Below are 20,090 nucleotides of genomic sequence, written 5' to 3' on the forward strand. Positions count from 1 at the left end.
GTTTATTGCCAATTTAGCTCAGTGGAGCAATATATGAACAGTATCAAACTTACTATAATTATTATTAGCCTCTAGTTTTTTTATTATTTTGGGCTTCTTTTCTTAACTATATACTCTCATATCAAAAATCAAAAAAACTGAGTGATTAGATAAAAAGACTTTTTCTAATAGCATAGTAGCGTATAGATAACTTTGAAAACTATTTTTTTTTCTGAAAGCGCTGACAATCATCTAAGTTTAATTTGATTCTCAAACCTATAATCAATAATTACCTTTCCAGTTATTTTAAAATACAAAAATTAATAATAAGATTTTCTTAATGCTTGTTTAGCCCTACTTATAGCGGTCCTTTTAGCAATTTTTCTTTTCTCTGTTGGTTTTATAAAAGTTTTTCTTTCCCTAAGTTCTTGTTTAATACCAGCTTTCTCGCAAGCTCTTTTAAAGTTTCTTAGACTAATATCAAAAGGCTTTTTGGGGTCAACTATTATTCTTGGCATATTATCCTCTCTTAATTTTATAATATTAAGAACAATTAAGTCCTTTTTAGGTTAAAATAATTTTTATTAAAATAAAGAATGAAGTATCTAAAGAAGATTTAGAGGCTTTATTTTATTTATATCTAAGTAATAGTAATATAAAGTAGCTATTAAAGATATTATATTGTATTAAATATCTGAAAGATAGATGCATATAACTAAGAATATTGACATATAATGACCTTTTATTAGTTAATAATGGTCATTTAAGTAATTGATTCAAAGGTAAATTGATTTTAAAAACAATAAAATGTTATATTTTTGATGATATAACTAGATTAAGTTAAGAAAATAAGAGTTAATTTTTTATGAATAGCTAGCTGTATTATTTCTTTATTTTTGATACAATCTATCCACACCTCGATTTGTACTACCCTCTTTAATTCCAGCTAAATCTTTGGGTGTTGGAGCTATTAATTATTACATTTCTAGTATCCTCTAATAATTTATTGGTTTTGAAGATACTTCTGTGCTGTTAAACTAGCAATTTTCTCATCAGAAACCAAAAAAAATTCTCCTCCATAACTAGTCTCAAATATAAGCTTATTTCTAATATCTCTAGGTATTTTAAATAAAAGCTCTGGATTAATCGGCAATCTTTTTTCATTTCTTGAGATTGCTATAACGCCATATAATGCTTATTCATAATTAGTTACTTATATATTTACCAACTATATAAGATCTAAAAAAAATATTTTGAGCTATATAATTATAATTATATTAGTGTTAAAAAGTTTAACAGATCAAAAAAGCTGATAACTAAAAGTCTATCTAAGAATAAATTTATAGAGAACTTGATACTTAATTATTAACTCGAAATAACTAATTATATACTATAAACTAGCCATATACCTAAAATATTCTAGCTTTAAATTATCATTATTAACCTGTTTTTCTTACTGAAGTTTGTAGTTTAAGATTAATATCAATTAAAAAAAATAGGATCGTTTTCAACAATTGACTGATTAATTGTATAACCTTTGTGCTATGTGCTGTTTTGAAGTCTGTGTTGCCCACTTTCTAAAGTGAATAGCTTTAGATGACTTTGTCTTCTAGCTAACTGCTAATAATATACTAAGGTTATATATTTCGATATTTGTTTTGCCATTCTAAAATCTTCTTTCTGGACTTGTGCAATTTTTGCACATTTTGAGTTTTTATCCATCTCATTATCTAAAATATTTCTATATGCTTAGTGTAATCATATTTCTTTCAACCTCAAAAATACTAGCTATATCTTTTGACTAGCCCAAATAATTTCGCTCTCGAAATCAGTTTTAAATTATAAGGCACTATTTTCAAGTTGATATATTATAGATATAAAACAATACAATCATTATTGAATAATGTATCTAATAATAAATTTCAATTAATTAAATATTATTCTAATAATATTTCTAATAAGCCTAAAATGATATTTATTCATCCTGCTTTTGGTGGTTGTGAAATGTATCAAGATTTTATTAATAGGCTTGCTAATGATTATTAACTGATGTAGTTGGTCTTACTATTATAGGTGGGTTAATTTTGGTTTAGTTATTATTGAGCTTAATCATTATTTTATTTATTAATTAGACAGACTGATAGCCTAAATTGACCAATATATTCAAATTCTCTAATGCTAAATTTGTAATTTTCAAAGCTATAATTATGATCTTTATCAATATCTAAGATATTTATAGACTTTATATCATAATAAAGCCCAACTCCTATGGCTTTTATAATAGCTTCTTTTAGATTTAAAACTCTAAAAAAGAATTCTCGTTTGTCTTTTGTAGCTAGAGAACTAAAATAATCAAACTCAGCTGGATGCATTATTATATGTGCTAATTGTTCTACATTTAACGATTTATCTATGTATTCAATATCTATGCCTATTTCTAAGCTTGATACCCCAGTAAATATATGCTCCTTAGCATAGGAAAAACTAAAATGAATGTCTTGATGGTATTTAAATTTTGGCTTATTGTAATTATTAGTATCAAAATCAAAATACTCTAATCTATATTTTTCTTTTAGAAATAAATATAATTTTTTTCTAGCTATAAATCTTTTATTTCTATCCTTTAGGTTTGTATATTTGTATATATCATTTTTCTGTTGACTATGAATTATAGATATGTCACCAATATTAGAGCTATTTAAAAATAACCCTAAATCGACAGAGTGATTACAAATTTTTATCGGTGTAAATTTTTCAATCTCAACAAATTCGCTAAATATATCCATATAGAGTTTATTTTTTATCAACTTAATTTAATGTTTTTAAGCATTATATGCTTAAGAAATACCACACATAGTCATCTAATACTCATCAAAACTTAAATTTTCTATGGCAAATATTTGTAAAAGCGGTAAATTGCTTACTGATAATTAGCAAACATCATCAGTTAGTTACATACTTTTATATAATTTTAATTTTGAGCAGCTACATTTAAGTTTACTAGTTATCTCAAAGATTATCTTAGCTTTTGTACATTTCTTTGTTAAAAAAGATAGTTTTATTTATTTTTTGAATCTAATCAATATCTACTAGTAGCATTTATAATATTGGAAAGTAGCTACTTTTATAAAACTACCTAATAATACAATAATTGATATTAAATTTGAAAAATAAAAGCCTAGCATCTCTTTGACTTCATCACTTTTGAGTGTGATACCAAGCCAGCTTTTGTATTATCATGCTTGAAAATTTTTTCTAAAATAGCATTATTTTCAGCTAGTTTAATACTTAAAATTCCTTTTTCTAAAGAAATTTTGCAGTCTTCTCTAAGATTTGGATGATGTGCTAAACCATACTTATACGTTTTTAATTGGTTATTATCTAATATCATATTGTTAATTCTCACCTACTATACAGTTTTGCATAGCATTTATAAGCTCAGCAAAAACATCTGCCATCAAAAATCAGTCAACTTTATGTCCAAAGTTATCTTCTTTGTTTAAATCCTTAATACCATATAAAAACTTAGCCACTTTAAACTGTAATTTAGTATTTGCTGTTTTACAAGTTGCTCATACCAAATATATTGCTAAGTCTAATGATATATCCACCATTTTGTATAAATGCTTTGATTATTATCATTAAGCATAGAACTATCTTGGCATGATATATTTATAATACTAATCAAGTTTGCACTTTTCAGCAATTTCAATATCAACTGGATAAGCATTATATACAAGCTACTCTATTAAAATATCTGTTTCCTCTTTGATTATAGGCTTAAATCGTACTTCGCATCTTTGTAGTGAGTCTACTACCTCTGTAATTTGTTTTTCAGACACACTGTCTTATAATTAGATAATTATTTATTAGATCTAGGTAACCATAAGTTTTTTTAAAATTTACTAAATGTTAATGACAACAGTTTCTGTTTGATATTCTCTTTTATTTGTGTTTTTTTTACTTACATATCTAGTTAGCTCAAGCTCTTCTATATACTCTTGTGCTTGTTGATTTATTACTTGAGCTGTGAGAATTTTATCCTCATGCATCAAGCAAAGTGCCGCAATGTGATTAAATCTATAATAGGTATTTCTAATAATTTAATAAACGGATTTACAAAACCACGCGATGATTGCGGTAAATTACTTTTACATGGAACAAACTCTAGTTAATTCAAATAAGTCATTCCAAAGTGATAAATCATTTAAATTAAAAGTAGAATATTAAGCGTTAAAAAACTAAGTAAACTGCCCGAGCCAGAACTGTATTTGTAACTTATGGGTCAGTTAAGTTTTGTTGATATTTCACACATTGGATAGCTTCAGGTTTTTTTTAGTATCGACTGTCCAAACTTCAGCATTCTTAATTAAACCTAGTCAATGCTTATTAATTGTTTTATAATTAGGGTATTTTATATAGACCCCATTTTCAGCTTTTCCTCTTTTTTTATTTGACTGATAGTTGTTTGTAGAGTGTTTGGTATATATGGGTTAAACAAAATTTTTAAGCAAATAGGTTTTAAAATATTTAATCGAGGCTGTATTGCATAAAATGTAGATGTCTAAACTAGTTCTTTCTGTTTACTTTGGTTATCACTGTAAGGCATAAATTAAATTATTAGCAGTAATAATAAGATTTTTTCATTTTTAAAAATGTTTAGTTTTTAAAATTTGAATATAATATGTTAAATCTAAAATCTAAAATATTTATTTCTAGCTGATTTATTTTACTAATATATTATTTTTTAATTTCAAAATTCTTATGTTCATTAAATTAAATATTTTTAGGAAAATATTTGACAAATAGTTGTCTGCGCAATGTATAAATTTGTTACATTAGAAGATTTTGAGGCTATGCGCTAACCTCTTCTAGATACCATGATAAAAAAAATATAAAAGGTACATTACCTCTTGGCTAATGAAGAAATCAATGGTACTGAAGGAATACGTAAAAATATAGATGGCTTACTAGCTTAGTTAAAATCAGACCCACGCCTAACAGATATTGATTATAAAGAGTCATATCATCAATAAATGCCATTTTATCGTTCAAAAGTAAAGCTTTAAAAAGAGATTGTTACTCTGGGCATTGATGAGATTGACCCTAACAAAGTTTGTGGTAAATATGTTGAGCCTAAAGATTGGAATGCATTGATTTCTGACTATGGGACTATGTTTATTGATACTGCAATTAATATGAGATAGAAATTGGTATTTTAAAAAATGCTATCAATCCTCGTATAGAGAATTTCCGCGAATTTCCTCAATATGTCGATGATAAACTCAACCCTAAAAAGCATAAAAAAAATAGCTATTATGTTTTGTACTGGTGGGATTAGATGTGAAAAATATACAGCACTACTTAAAGCCAAAGATTTTGAAGAAGTCTATCATCTAAAAGGTGGGATTCTTAAGTATTTAGAAGAAGTACTGAAAGAAAAATCTATGTGGCAATATGAATGCTTTAAGGGTTGCTGTAAACCATGGTCTTGAAAAAGGTACTATGATCAGTGTTTTGCTTGTAGTATGTCAATTATAGAAACTGATAAAAAAACGCCCTCTGAGTATGTCAAGGAGATAAGCTGTCATCGTTGCTATGATTAAAGTTACTAAAAAACAAAAAGCTCGCTTTACCGAGCGTGAAAAGCAATCTTAATTAGCTGCACAAAAAGGATTCCGGCATTTTGGCGATGAAGCAAAAAAACTTGCAGAACTAAATAAGCTAAAAAAACAACAAGCTAAAGCAGCAAGCTCGTAAAAAAGCTCAACAATAAATTTCTATTAATTAACCATTCAAATAGATACCACTATCTCTTATTACAATTTTACTTTGTTTCAAAAGTATCATGATAGCACGCTTAAATGCTACTTTACTAATACCAAATTCGCGTGCGATATCTTCCGGGTTAGATTTATCATTTAATTGAACCATCATGAGCTATGAGATATTCCTCGATAAGTGCGGCATTGTTATCTAAATTTTTATACACTAACTGTAACGATAATCTATACCGACCATCATAACGGATATTTCTAATATATCTTTTGGTATACTGTCCAAAACTCAATTTTCTAAAGACTTCTGAGTAATAAAGTATATAACACCTCATAGTAGCTATTATTGATAATTGCTTTGTAACCTATATTGTTGAGTGAGCAATTATAAGATCTACTTCTTGACTAGTTTTTAGTTCATCACCAGTATAATCTTTTATAAACTTGTTAATTTTTGAAGACACCGTGATTCATTAATCTTATCAAGATATAGTTAAACAATATAAGACTTACCAATCTCAAAATAACTATGTTCTTCTGCTAATGGCACAAAAAGATCTTTTTCCAAACCACAATCAAGAAATGCGCCTATGTTGGTAAGATTTTTTACTCTGGTAAATAAGTAACATCTTCCACTGTTAGGACTTTCTTTGTAGTGGCTATAAGTTCAGATTTAGAAAAGTACTTCGACATAATTCACTAATATTAATGATGTTATCAAATCAACTACAGAAAATTTTGCTTCATCAAGCTCTAGAGCATCTAAAACTAGCCAATTAATTCTTTTATCGAGAACTTTTAATTTGTGATATTTTCCAATATAAAACACTTATATTTTTAAGCAGATAAATCATATTATATATTTGCTCAAACTAGCCAAACATATCTTTTAATGCTGAGATATTTTGTTTTGAATTTTCCTGACGAGTTTCTGCACACTCTTTTTCTGTACCAACCCAATATAAATCTGTTTCTGGCAACTCATCAATAAACCTACTTGGAATCGAAACTTGTTTCCCAAAAAACTTTTTGCGGTATTTAGTCATAGTGATGGTTAGATTCTCTCTAGCTCTAGTGATTGCAACATAGGCAAGGCGACGCTCATCTTCTATTGAATCATCCTCGATACTTTGTTGATGTGGTAATATCCCCTCTTCCATCCCCATAATATAGACTTTTTTAAATTCTAGACCTTTTGACGCGTGCATAGTTATAATCTGGACTTTATTATCATTTTTATCCTCATTATCTCTATCTAAAATATCTATCAAAAGCATTTTGTTTAATATGGTTGCTAATGACTCAAGGCCATTATATGACTCATCTTCGAGTTGATTTGCAATCCATTTAGTAATTTCAATAACATTTGCATACCTACATTCAGCTTGCTTTTCAGAAGAGCTAGAGTCTATTAACCATTGTCTATACGAAATATTCTCAATAAAAATATTAATTATATTTTTTAGCTCTTGTACTGAGATACTTGAGTTTATCTGTTGTTGGGTATTGAGTATTAAATTCTTAAAAGATATTAGATTTCTCTTGGTAAAATCACGCAATTCAAAGTTTTCTAAATTATGCAATGTATTAAAAAAACTATAATGACGCTGGCTTGCATATTCACCTAACTTGTGAATAGTTGCACTACCAACCTCACGCTTAGGGGTATTTATCACGCGTAGAAAAGCTCTATCATCATTAGGATTAACAATTAACCTCAAATACGAAATAATATCTTTAATTTCCGCTTTAGAGAAAAATGAGCTACCACCACTAATAGTATATGGAATTTTGTGCATTTGCATATACCTTTCAAGTAAGTAAGCTTGATAATTACTTCTAATTAGCACTGCATAATCAGAGTTTTTAGATTTGGTTTTTATTCTATCAAAAAATATATCACTAGCAATGAATTGAGCTTCATCCTCATCATTTACTAGACTAATTACCTTAACAGGCTCACCATAGTCTTTATTAGACCACAGCTTTTTTTCAAAAATATGACTATTATTTTTTATAAGTTTATTAGCAACATTTAAAATTCTACCTGTAGAACGATAATTCTGCTCTAGTTTGATAACCTTTAGATCAGCACAGTCATCTTGTAAATGGCGTAAATTCTCAGGTTTTGAACCTCGCCATGCATATATAGATTGATCATCATCGCCTACTACAGTAAATTTATTTTTACCTTGTGTTAGATATTTTAACAATTGGTATTGCGATTCATTAGTATCTTGATATTCATCTATTAATATATACCTAAACTTATCTGCCCAAAGTTTCTGGATATAAGGGTGACTTCTAAATAACTGTATTGGTTGGAATATTAAATCATCAAAGTCAAAAGAGTTATATGATTTTAGATATTTTTGATATTTTTGATAAATAAAAGCTGCCTTCTCTTCTAATTCATCTTTAGTCACTACTTGATCAGGAGTAAGTAGTGCTGACTTCCAAAAAGATATTTTTGCTTGAATAAAACCAGCATTCTGCTTAGGTAATTGATATTCGTCATAGGCAATATCATATATCAAAGCTAAAGAATCATGACTATCAAATAGTGTAAAATTCTTTTTATATTCTAGCTCGCTAAAATGCTTTTTAAGAATAGATAAACCAAGCGAGTGAAATGTAGATATCATCAAGCCTTTTGATTTTTCTTTATCAAGACTCGATTTGACACGTTCTTGCATTTCTTTAGCTGCTTTATTGGTAAATGTCACTGCTAAAATACTTTTTGCTGGATATAAAAGTTGCTCAATAAGATAAGAAATCTTTTCTATAATTACACTAGTTTTACCACTACCGGCACCTGCTAATACAAGTAAAGGTGTTGCTATATACTTGACAGCTTGTTGCTGTTGTGGATTAAGGTGATCTAGCATTTAGTTATAATTTTGCCATTATCTAATTGATACTCTTGATCAGAAGCCTCTTTATGAAACATAACTAGCATGTAACATTGATTATCAACAAATACTTTATTAACAACATTTGCTAGAAGTTTGCCTTGACTATCTTTTAGATCAAAATCAGCAATATCTGACTGAGATTTAACTACTGCTAGTTCTTTCTTTAGTTTAGCTTTGTAATGCATCCTAGCTATAATTTCTTGGCCCATATAGCAGCCTTTAGTGTAGCAAATCAACTTATCAACATTGTCTAAATCTAACTCAGCAGGAAGAAACTTCTCAAAATTAGTAGCATTTATGGTTGCGAGTTTATTAAAGATATTCTCTTTTTGAACCTGCTCAAAAGTCATCTCAGAATATAAAGAATCTTTAGCTAAAATATCATGATTTAAAAAGCCAGCTTTTGTGAAAAATAAGTTATAGTTTTCATTAAGACTAAAAGTAACTTTAGAAAACATCCCATACTTTTTCAGCCATGCTAGTAGATTATCAAAAACCTCTTGTTCAACTGATAAGAGTAGTTTCTCATTGGATATAAACTTGACAAAACATAGTGAAATAATTCGTCCTTTTAAGTTAGTAAAAGCTGTAAGCAAAATATCATTATAACTTGATAATCCATTTAAGTCTGATGTTGTTAGCCCCTGCAAAAATTTTTTAATATCTACACCGTTTACTTCTAAAATTTTAAAATTAGTATACTTAAAAGTCATAACACAACCCACTTGTAAAGAATTTAACTAGTAGATTTTATAATATTTCCTTGTAGTTATCAAAAAGGATCTCAGATATATAGTAAGTTTTATTATATTATATAAATAAGGTAACAAAGATGCTAAATATGTTTAAGTTTAACAAAGCAATTATCTTTAATTAGTTGTATTGATTTATAGCTAATAGTATTATTCAGGATAATTTATGAGCTTATTGGTATCAATCTAACACAAACTCATGAAGTTATAGATTTCAAAGCTTGGCAAAACTTTCTAGACAAAATACACTGCCAAAAAGAACAATCAAGTTTATGTAAAATACTCAGCTGTAACATACTTAAGATCAACACCAACTTGGTCAAATAATCAAGCAGTACAATAATAAAAGTATAAGCGACAATTTAACTAATAATTCTAGGATTTATTTTCAGCAACATAATTGGAACTTAAATCCTACTTAATTTTGAAAGATAATAATACCAAATTGAAGTTCAAATTTTCAGATATACATCTAATAAACTTACTAAAAATATCTTAATTTATTATGGTTGAATCTATTTTTTATTTGGTACAGACAAAACTTTTATAATAATTTAACTTATTAAATAAGTACTTAGGTAAATTGCTAAATAATATATTGAAATAAAATAATATAAATACTAGCATTACAGTAATTAAATCTTAAGAAAATCTAAATATAATGTCTAAGTTACTAATTATGATTAATATTCAGAAAGGTTTTAACTACAAAGAAGTTGAGTGTATTGTAAACGAATTTAACAATAATCATTGCAAATTTGATCATATTTGCTTTTGTATGTTTGAAAATAGAAAATGTTTTCTTTTTGAGAAAGAGTTAAAGTGGCGAGCTTTTCAAAACCAGCATAAGATAAAGCTAATTGAAAAAATAAAAACACCAGAAAGTTGTTATTTTATAAGTCACCACAATTATATAGTCTATAATGCTGATATGAAAAAACTAATCAACAAATTAAATCCACAACAAATTTATTTGGCAGTAATATTTTCTTCTGATGTATTTATATTTAAAAAAACTATAGATATTTTTGATGATGGTGTGATAAATTATGTTATCGAATATTTAAGTACTTCACTTCATGGTCAGGAGGATCATAAAAATGGTGAAGTATAAAATAATTTCAATTAATGATATCAAATTATGAATTATCTTTACGAGTGGTTGATTAGACCATATCATACTTATGATACTTATATGATTTATTTAGAAGCTATTGCAGCATCAGTAGGTGTTGCTAGTGTTATATGTGCATATAAACGTAGTGTTTTTGTATATATATTAGGTTTTATATCAGCACTAATATATGTCTATCTATTATATAGTTGGGAGCTTTTTGGTGATATGATTTTAAACTGTTATTTTCTCCTAGCTAATATTGTAGGTTTTTTTGTATGGCTTAAACACATTGAAAAAGACAGTAAAACTATCATAAACATTAAAAAATCTACACCAAGTGAAAAAAAGAAAGCATTAATGATATTTATTGTGACAGTATTAATTACACCTTTTCTTTATGCGTCTCAAAAGAACGCAGCTATTTTAAATTTACCAGCATATTGCTATGTCGACTGTTGTCTAACAGCAACTTGCTTTACTGCTTTATATTTTCAAATTACTAGGAGTATCAATGCTTGGTACTTATGGATAACTGCAGATATTATATATATTCCGCTATTTATCTATAAAGGTGCTGGAATTACTGCTATTCAATATACAATATTCTTAGCTCTTGTCTACCTTACATTAAGAAAATGGCAAATCACATTGAAAAAACAGCAAAATATGAATGTTGATAATATTATCATACTTAATAGATAAGAGAGTAATAAAATGTCTAAAAATACTTTAGTTGTTATTGATGTTCAAAATTATTTTGTAAATAAGCATACTAAAACATTACCTAAAAAAATTAAAAAACTTATACAAACTAATGATTTTGATTATGTTGTTTTTAGTAAATATGTAAATAATCTAAAAAGTAATCATTATAAAATACTCCAATGGGATGAATGCCAAAATTCTCCCAGTATTGACATAGATGCAGAACTTTTAGAATTTACAGATAGTAAAAATGTTTTTGTGAAAAATACCTATTCAATATTTAAATCTACAATGTTAGATTTTTTCAAACAAGAAAATATTCATAAAATTTATTTAGCTGGCATAGATATTGATGCTTGTGTTTTAGCTTCAGCATTTGATGGCTTTGATTTAGGTTATGATGTTAAAATTTTACAAGACTTTTGTCTAAGTCATTTTGGGGAGGAATTTAACTATTTTGCCCTTAAAATTATGCACAAGAATTTAATTTGTCAATAAGGTAATTTAATATTTCAAAAAACTTTTAGAAATTAGTACTAGTACCACCGATACCTCTAGGTTGGTTATTTTGGAAACCTCCTTGAGGACCATTCATCATCATTTGTCTATTAAGAGATTTATCCTCATCACTGATTCTAATGTTATTTCTAATATTAATAGGTTCTGGCGTAGCTAAATTAGCTAGATTAGGATTCTGATCTTCTTTATCTGTATTTTTTATATCATTTTTATACTTATCAAGCTGTTTGCCATGATTATTATCAGCTAGATTTTGCTTATGATATTTTCTAGTTGCTCGAGGAGCTTGTAAATTCTCTTCTGATATACGGCCTAAATGCTTTTTGGTCATTTGATATACTTGTTGTTTATTTCTTTGATTAATATTAGGTGCTGAATTACGTGGCATAGGTTGCTGTGATATATTTGCAGTCCATGTGATAGGTTTACTCATATTTGTAACATTTGAAGTAACTTTATTATTATAAAATGATGTACTATCATTCGTATTATCAAAACTAAATGCTGTAACTACAAATACAGAGCCTATTATAGATGTGAATATAAACTTTTTCATCAAAAATACCTCTTATTTTATTATAAACTTTGTTTAATTATATTTTCTAATTCAATAGTATCTTTTGTAAATAATCTAATTCCCTCTGCTAATTTATGAGTGGCCATAGCATTTTCATTCATTTGCCAGCGAAAATTTGACTCGCTAATTTGTGGTTCTTGAGTAACAACACCATCATTTTTTGTTAGTTTAACTTCTAAGTTTTCATCATGATTTTCAAGCTCCTCAAGTAAAGCTGGAGATATGGTCAAGGCATCACAACCGGCTAAAGCGATAACTTGCTCAACATTCCTAAAGCTAGCACCCATAACTATTGTTTTAAAACCATGACTTTTGTATAAATCGTATATTGCTTTTATAGAGTTAATACCATCATCATCGGCAATAGCTGGAAAAGTTTTTAAATTATTTTGTTGCATTTGCCAATCTGTAATTCTACCTATAAATGGTGAGACTAGATATACACCTGCTTCGGCACAAGCTTGTGCTTGTGCTTTATCAAAAATAAGCGTAAGATTACAATTGATACCTTCTTTTTGTAGTATCTTGGCAGCTTTTATACCTTCCCATGTCGCAGCAATTTTTATCAAAACTCTATCTTTTGAGATACCATTAGACTCATATCTTGCAATAATACTTTTAGCGTAGTCGATAGTTGCTGCGCTATTAAATGATATTCTAGTATCTACCTCACTTGATACTTTACCCTCAATGACATCAAGTATTTTAATACCAAACATAACCAAAATTTCAATAGTGATTTCTTTAATAAGATCATCACGCTTAAGATCTGGACTATTAGTTTTTACTTTATTTATAGTTTCTGCAACCAAGTTGGAATATTTCTGTTCTTTGACAGCCTTGAGGATTAAGCTAGGATTTGTTGTAGCATCGACAGGTTTGTATTTTTGAATTAATTCAAAATCACCGGTATCAGCAACCACCATTGTTACTTGCTTAAGCTGTTCTAATACTGATTTTTGCATGATTATTTTTATAATTTGTACTTTCTTTATATAAAGTATACAACTTCAGATATATTAGTAAATAAACTAGCTATGTTTATACAATAAAAATATAACTCACTATATTAGTGAGATTAATTTAAGCTGGAAACTTATCCTTAAGCATCTGAAACATAGCTCTAACAGCCATCATTTCACCACCTTTAGGTTTACCTGGAGTAGAGGAAATATTCCATGCCATCATATCAAAATGAATCCAAGTAGGAGCATCTTTTATACCAACAAAATGCTCCATAAATAATGCTGCTTTTACTGCTCCAGCAAATGGTGATAAATCACAGTGTGAAATATCTGCAAACTCAGTTTCTAGATTCTTTCTGTAACAATCAGCTAATGGTAGACGCCAAACTTGATCTTGAGTTACTTGAGCATATTTATATACTTGGTTAGCCACATCGTCATTATTACAGAAAAATGCTGCAATCTCAGGCCCAACTGCAACTCTAGCTGCTCCTGTTAGAGTTGAAAAATCAATTAAATACTCAGGCTTTTTCTGCGCCTCTTCATACAAAGGTTCAGCTAGAATTAAACGTCCTTCAGCATCTGTGTTAGTAACTTGTACACTAGTACCATTTTTCATTTTAATAATATCACTTGGTCGATATGATTTTGCGTCTATAGCATTTTCAACCGTAGGAATCACTAAGCTCAGTCTGATATGTAGCTTATGCTTCATAATCATATACGCAAGAGCGATAGCATTGGCACTACCACCCATATCTTTATGCATCAGTTGCATTGCTGATGATGGTTTGACATCCAACCCTCCTGTATCAAAAGTTACACCCTTACCAACTATTGATACTTTAGGATGATTTATATTCCCCCAATTTAATCGTACAAGTCTAGGAGCCCTATGGCTACCTTTACCGACAGTATATATGCCCATATATCCTTGTTCTATAAGTTTTTCACCAACGATTTCTTCAAAATCAGCAGAAAACTCTTTGGCTAATTGTTGTATCACATTAGCAATATCAGCTGGTCCCATATCTTCGGCTGGAGTAGTAATAATATCTCTCACTAGATAATTAGCTTCTATAGTTGCTAATATATACTGGTATTGTTGTGGCAAAAATAATTTTACTTTTGACTGTTGTGTTTTAGATTTATATTTCTCAAATTTATAACTGCCTAAAGCAAAACCTATATAGTAAAGTGATAGGTCAGTTATATCAGTATGCTCAATATGATAATTTCCTTGTATCAGCTGATTTGGCAGATCTGCAATACTAAACATATCCTCAGATACAAGGCAAATTACTTTTTGAATATTTCCTAAATTACCTGGAATAGTTATAACATTTCTTTTTTTATCAAACTGCTTGACGTAATTCTGTAAAAAAATATCCTGTCTGCTAAGCCAATTTTTGAAATTATCCTTATTAATCACAAAAATTGGCAGAGAATTATTTTGTTTATGTTGTGTAAAACACTCTAATTTGGTTGATATATACATATTTATAGCTCTACATCTTGACCTAATAGTAACCAATTATTAAAATCTTGCACCGTTTTTGCTGTTAAAATTCCAGCTGCTTTATATAGACTTAGAAATCCCATAATATAATCAAATTCAGTATTGTTTAGCTGAATAAGGAATTGATAGTATTGGTTTAAAAGGATGAAATACTGGGTAATTGTTGTTGTACCTTGTTCATAGCGCTCTTTATATTTCTCATAGGCAATCTTTGCTGCTGCAACAGACTGGCGCAAAAATTCTATTTCTTTTTTCTTAAGTTGAACAAATCTAAAAGCATACATTGCATCGTTTTGTGCAACCCTCCCAGTCTGAATCATATTAAACTCAGAGGATTGATAATCATAAGCAGCCTTTTTTAATTGCGCATAATCTGTACCTCCAGCAAAAATATTCCATGTTAAATTAATCCCAAAATAAAATGCGTTTATCGTACCTTTAAATGGTAAAAAATTATCAAATACTTGGTTACCAAGTGAACTAACATCATTAAAACCAGTTGAATACTTAACTTCAAAGTTAACTTTAGGCATAAATGAACTTGTTGCGGATTGATAACTATAATATTTACTTTCTTTAGTATGCATCGAGCCCAAATAAGATGGGCTGCTACGCATTGTTAGCTCTTCCCAACCCTCTTCTGTATTAGGTGATGGTTCTTTGATTTTAAAATCATTGCTATATAATAATACTACATCATCATTATTAGTAAACTTACGTAATTCAGCACAGGCAACTTTTTCTTCCCTATTTGCGGTGGCATAATCAGCTTCGGCTATATAGTAGTTAGCTTTTGCAGTTTCATAATCAGCAACATTTGCTGTACCTGCATTAAATTTACTTTCTAACTCATTTAAACTTTCTTTGTTTGATTTTAAATTATATGAAGTATATTGAACATTCTTAATAGCTTTAGCTAAATTAAAATATGCATAGCTTACATCATATAAGAATTGCTGATAATTTGTTCGATAATCTTGTTGGGCAAACTGTGCTGTTTCTTCAGCTGATTGTAAATCCTTATATGCACCATAATCATATAGTGGCTGTGTCAAAGTTACCAAACCTTGAATCGAATTAAAACGCCCATATACAATATCACCATTAGCTAGCATTCTTTGGTCTAGAATATTTGTCGCCTTAATTGAACCACCTATATCTATCCTTGGTAATAATCTACCGAGCTTTATTGTTGGGCTCATTTGCCTTGAGTTAAGTTGGAAACCAATAAATTTATACTGGGGTGAGTTATTTATTGATTGCTTTATAGTACTAGTATAGTCAGCTACAGGATTAGCTATACCACTAACACAACAACCAAATATAACCAGGTATATTGATAAATATCTACGCACTATTTTCAACGTACCACTACTCTTTTATATTATCTAAAATAAACTGTTCTACTTGAGATAAAGCTTGATTTATATTTGCCGAGTTATTACCACCACCTTGCGCCATATCAGCACGACCACCACCTTTACCATCAATATGACTGCCTAGTTCTTTGGCTATATCTTCAGCCTTAATCAAGGTTGTCATACCACTGCTAATTCCAATTACAAACTGTACCTTACCAGCATTAGTTGTAGTTAAAACTGCAATTACCTTACTATTTTTTGACTTATAGTCATCGATTTTATCACGTAATATTTTGACATCTACACCATCAATATTCGCAACAACAACTTTTATATCACCTATATTACTTTCTTTGATATCATTATTAGAGTTTGATAGTAGCTCTTTTTTAAGTTTAGCAATTTGTTTCTCTTGGTTTTTTATTTGTTGAAGTATTGAATTTAGTTTATCTACTAAATTATCATCATTGGCTTTGAGGCTATCCTTAAGAGTTATGATTTTATTTTCGTTGGTAAAAGTATGTCTAATAGCCTTATCTGCTGTAACTGCTTCTATCCTTCTAATTCCTGAAGCGATACTACCTTCAGAAATTATCTTAAATAAACCTATATTTCCTGTATAAGCGACATGTGTACCACCACATAGCTCTATAGAAAAATCACCTATAGATATTACGCGTACTATATCACTATACCTTTCACCAAATAACGCCTTTGCTCCTAATGACTTAGCTTTTTGTTGTGATGTTTCTATAGTTTCTACAGAATAATTAGAGCGTATCTGCTGATTTACCAAAAGCTCTATTTGCTCTATTTCACTACGAGAAATCGACTTATCATGAGTAAAGTCAAATCTTAGCCTATTTTCGTCAATAAGCGAGCCTTTTTGCTCTGCATGATTACCTAAAACTACTTTCAAAGCTTTATGTAATAAATGTGTAGCGCTATGATTAGCTGCTGTAGCAAGTCTGTGTTGAACACTTACCTGTGCAGTTAGCTCATCATTTACATTTAATCGACCTTTTACTAACTTACCAATATGTAAGATTGCCTCACCGGACTTTTGTACATCCTCAACTATAAACTCAAAGCCAACACCTTCAAGGGTACCTTTGTCACCTACTTGACCACCTGACTTTGCATAGAAAGGAGTTTTATCTAAAACCACAACTGCTGGTGCCTCTTCAGCGATACTATCAACTAATTGACCATCTTTATACACTTCTAAAATTTTTGCATCTTCTATTAGTGTTAAGTAACCTCTAAATTCTGACTTAATTTTTGAGTTAATTAAACTATTATAATCAATATTAAATTTACCAGCTTTTTTTGATCTTTGCTTTTGGACCTGCATTTGAGCCAAGAATGCTTTTTCTTCGACTTTAAAGCCTTTTTCTCTTGCCATATCAGCAGTTAAGTCAAAAGGGAAACCATAGGTGTCATACAACTTAAAAGCTACTTCACCAGATATTGTATTACCTTTTAGATTCTCTATTTCAGCATCAAATATCTTGATACCATTTTCAATAGTTTTCAAGAAAAGTTCTTCTTCTTTTATAAGTGTTTTTTCAATCAGATCTTTGTTATCAATTAATTGTGGGTAAGCTTCACCCATCTGACTTATAAGCTCAGTAACTAACTTATAGAAAAATATCTCATTTGCTCCAAGTTTATTGCCATGGTGAATAGCTCTACGAATAATCCTTCTTAGAACATAGCCACGCCCCTCATTAGCTGGTAAAACCCCATCAGCAATTAAAAAAGAACATGAACGAATATGGTCAGCAACAACTTTTAGTGAAGGTGAATTTATATCTTTTGCATTTGTTATTTGTTGAGCTTTTTTGATTAAAGCTTGAAACAAATCTATCTCATAGTTGCTATGGACATTTTGTAACACTGCTGATATTCTCTCGAGACCCATTCCAGTATCAACAGACGGTTTAGGTAGATCTGTAGTAGAGCCATCAGCATGGCGATTATATTGCATAAATACAATATTCCAAATCTCGATATATCTATCACCATCCTCTTCTGGAGTGCTAGGTAACCCTCCGGCAACATCTTCACCATGATCATAAAAGATCTCTGTACATGGACCACATGGACCAGTATCACCCATCGACCAAAAGTTATCAATTGAGTCAATACGGATAATCCTATCTTTAGCTAAACCAATATGCTTATGCCAGACATCAAAAGCCTCATCATCGCTAGCATATATAGTTACCCATAGTTTTTCTACAGGGAGTTTAATTTCGTTGGTCAAAAATTCCCAAGCAAAACTGATAGCTTCTTTTTTAAAGTAATCACCAAAGCTAAAGTTACCTAACATCTCAAAAAAAGTATGATGTCTAGCTGTATAACCGACATTATCAAGGTCATTATGCTTACCACCAGCACGCAAACATTTTTGCACTGTAACAGCACGCGAAAAATCTCTTTTTTCAATTCCAAGAAAAATATCTTTAAACTGCACCATCCCAGCATTTGTGAATAATAAAGTATCATCACCAAATGGGATTAAAGATGAGCTAGGTTGATGTGAGTGATTTTTAGATTCAAAATAATTTATAAATTTATTACGTAACTCTTTAGTAGTAATCATATTTTACCTTTTAGTAGATAGTGCTACAGATTTATTAAAATTCAAAACAGATAGTTATTATAAATCATTTTGACGAACAAAATAAACTCTACTAATCGTATTTGAATATAATTAAGTATATAATCGATAAATAAATTGTCATTTTATAGACTGTAAAAATGAAAAAAAAATAATTATTGTTGCGATTATTATCGCAATAATCTCAGGGATTGCTTATTATTTTCATTATCAAACTGTACAAGAAGAGCTAGCAGAACAAGCTCAAGAAGAAGCTGCTCTTCCAAAGCCAACAGACTATTGTTTGATTATCTATCAAGAATCAGCTGATAATGGCAAAACTTGGCACAAAGTTAATGTTAACAATGGCCAAAAACCCATGTTTAAAGCACAATGCTGGAAAAGATATATCCAAATTTTAGATGGTTTAACTGCAAGAATTGATGCTAATGGTAAGTGGCTTAGTAAAACTCAATATGGCAATATTATTGTTCATCCTTCAATGTACTTTGCTGATAAACCATTTGAATTACAAGACAAAGTACTAGTTACGCAATAAGATACTAACTATAATATAGCTCTTCAATCGCAAAACTAATTACTTTCAGTTGTAATTTTTTCGTGATACCTTTAAAAGATTTATATTATGAAGCTTAGTCTTATCGCAATACTTAGATTTATTGAGATAATCTTTACACTAAACCAAGTTTCCTTCATATAAAAATCTCAGACTATTCTTAAATTTTAAATCACATGGATAAATATTTTTTTCTAATCTGATATCAAGATGATAAAAATGCGTAATATCATCCGATAAAACTTAAATAAATGCTTCTTAACTCTTGTAATTGCCACATAAATAGACGTCGTCCTTCCTATATTTATTTCGTGACAGATTTTGTTATTTTTATCACCAAAAATCCCCACTCTGTAGCATCATGAGCTTCCGATGCATCTCATAATTTTAATTTGATTATAGTTATTTTCGTTTTGCTGATTCGATCTAATATAAATAAGTTGATACAAAATCTCAATAAATTCTGCCAAGATATTTTTTTTCCTTTAACAAAAATAGTTATTCCATCAATAATCTATAGCCTATACTTGAATGAGTCTCTCTAAAGGCCTTAGAAATTTGTTTTTCTAAATCTAAACTTTGTAACATAATATAAAATCAATTGCTTTATTAGCTTTTTTATGCTCGTGGTATTTAAAATACTACGTCAACTAATACATAGATTTGCTAAGATATTTTTTTGTTTAAATACCTTATCTATAGTTTTGCTAAGAGCTGCGATA

General features: G+C 29.2%; 13 protein-coding genes and 5 pseudogenes. 5 read left to right on the plus strand and 13 right to left on the minus strand.

From position 1 onward, the window contains the following. Nucleotides 1-299 precede the first annotated feature (299 nt). From rpsU to rdgC, 5 genes and pseudogenes are all read right to left on the minus strand, one after another. Nucleotides 300-497, minus strand: a complete 198-nt coding sequence (rpsU, locus tag FSC845_RS04970; RefSeq protein ID WP_064460974.1) for a 30S ribosomal protein S21 — start codon at nt 495-497, stop codon at nt 300-302. Nucleotides 498-982: 485 nt separating this feature from the next. After that, nucleotides 983-1,132: a hypothetical protein gene (locus FSC845_RS07860; protein WP_156507920.1), complete on the minus strand. Its 150-nt coding sequence runs from the start codon at nt 1,130-1,132 to the stop codon at nt 983-985. A gap of 964 nt (nt 1,133-2,096) precedes the next feature. After that, a complete protein-coding gene (locus tag FSC845_RS04980; RefSeq protein WP_064460976.1) occupies nt 2,097-2,765 on the minus strand; it encodes a 4'-phosphopantetheinyl transferase family protein in 669 nt (222 codons plus the stop codon). Nucleotides 2,766-3,068: 303 nt separating this feature from the next. Continuing rightward, a pseudogene (locus FSC845_RS04985) lies at nt 3,069-3,370 on the minus strand (hypothetical protein). A gap of 4 nt (nt 3,371-3,374) precedes the next feature. After that, nucleotides 3,375-4,150, minus strand: a pseudogene (gene rdgC / locus FSC845_RS04990) (recombination-associated protein RdgC); the annotation flags it as partial. A 649-nt stretch (nt 4,151-4,799) separates the two neighbouring features. Here rdgC and trhO point away from each other — a divergent pair. Next, a pseudogene (gene trhO, locus FSC845_RS04995) lies at nt 4,800-5,739 on the plus strand (oxygen-dependent tRNA uridine(34) hydroxylase TrhO). 27 nt (nt 5,740-5,766) lie between these two features. On the opposite strand, the pseudogene FSC845_RS05000 reads toward trhO, so the two are convergent. The 3 genes and pseudogenes from FSC845_RS05000 to ygfZ form a co-directional block, all read right to left on the minus strand. Continuing rightward, nucleotides 5,767-6,585 (minus strand): annotated as a pseudogene (locus tag FSC845_RS05000) (GntR family transcriptional regulator). Nucleotides 6,586-6,628: 43 nt separating this feature from the next. Further along, a complete protein-coding gene (locus FSC845_RS05005; protein WP_064460977.1) occupies nt 6,629-8,644 on the minus strand; it encodes a UvrD-helicase domain-containing protein in 2,016 nt (671 codons plus the stop codon). Next, nucleotides 8,638-9,384, minus strand: a complete 747-nt coding sequence (ygfZ, locus tag FSC845_RS05010; protein ID WP_064461740.1) for a CAF17-like 4Fe-4S cluster assembly/insertion protein YgfZ — start codon at nt 9,382-9,384, stop codon at nt 8,638-8,640. The genes FSC845_RS05005 and ygfZ overlap by 7 nt, the downstream gene beginning before the upstream one ends. A gap of 718 nt (nt 9,385-10,102) precedes the next feature. Here ygfZ and FSC845_RS05015 point away from each other — a divergent pair. The 3 genes and pseudogenes from FSC845_RS05015 to FSC845_RS05025 all read left to right on the plus strand — a co-directional run bounded on the left by FSC845_RS05015 (nt 10,103) and on the right by FSC845_RS05025 (nt 11,743). Continuing rightward, nucleotides 10,103-10,568 (plus strand): annotated as a pseudogene (locus tag FSC845_RS05015) (cysteine hydrolase). Continuing rightward, complete coding sequence (gene pnuC, locus FSC845_RS05020; RefSeq protein ID WP_064460978.1) at nt 10,565-11,242, plus strand: nicotinamide riboside transporter PnuC; 678 nt, start codon at nt 10,565-10,567, stop codon at nt 11,240-11,242. Before FSC845_RS05015 ends, pnuC begins: the two are co-directional and overlap by 4 nt. Nucleotides 11,243-11,254: 12 nt before the next feature. Beyond that, on the plus strand, nt 11,255-11,743 hold the full coding sequence (locus FSC845_RS05025; RefSeq protein ID WP_064460979.1) for a cysteine hydrolase family protein: 489 nt from the start codon (nt 11,255-11,257) through the stop codon (nt 11,741-11,743). Between the two features lie 25 nt (nt 11,744-11,768). Here the strand turns inward: FSC845_RS05025 and FSC845_RS05030 are convergent, their stop codons facing one another. From FSC845_RS05030 to alaS, 5 genes are all read right to left on the minus strand, one after another. Then, nucleotides 11,769-12,320, minus strand: a complete 552-nt coding sequence (locus FSC845_RS05030) for a hypothetical protein (protein ID WP_064460980.1) — start codon at nt 12,318-12,320, stop codon at nt 11,769-11,771. Nucleotides 12,321-12,340: 20 nt separating this feature from the next. Next, nucleotides 12,341-13,306, minus strand: coding sequence for a transaldolase (gene tal / locus FSC845_RS05035; RefSeq protein WP_064460981.1), 966 nt, complete (start codon nt 13,304-13,306; stop codon nt 12,341-12,343). 118 nt (nt 13,307-13,424) lie between these two features. Then, entirely contained in the window at nt 13,425-14,804 is a 1,380-nt protein-coding gene (locus FSC845_RS05040) for a M17 family metallopeptidase (protein WP_064460982.1), read from the minus strand. A 2-nt stretch (nt 14,805-14,806) separates the two neighbouring features. Next, nucleotides 14,807-16,189 (minus strand): TolC family protein, encoded by a 1,383-nt coding sequence (locus FSC845_RS05045; RefSeq protein WP_064460983.1) that lies wholly within the window; start codon nt 16,187-16,189, stop codon nt 14,807-14,809. A 7-nt stretch (nt 16,190-16,196) separates the two neighbouring features. Continuing rightward, a complete protein-coding gene (gene alaS / locus FSC845_RS05050; protein ID WP_064460984.1) occupies nt 16,197-18,794 on the minus strand; it encodes an alanine--tRNA ligase in 2,598 nt (865 codons plus the stop codon). A gap of 145 nt (nt 18,795-18,939) precedes the next feature. On the opposite strand from alaS, the gene FSC845_RS09730 reads away from it, so the two are divergent. Further along, a complete protein-coding gene (locus FSC845_RS09730; protein WP_064460985.1) occupies nt 18,940-19,350 on the plus strand; it encodes a hypothetical protein in 411 nt (136 codons plus the stop codon). Nucleotides 19,351-20,090 lie beyond the last annotated feature (740 nt).

The sequence above is a fragment of the Francisella persica ATCC VR-331 genome (assembly GCF_001653955.1).
In the GTDB taxonomy this organism is placed as follows: domain Bacteria; phylum Pseudomonadota; class Gammaproteobacteria; order Francisellales; family Francisellaceae; genus Francisella; species Francisella persica.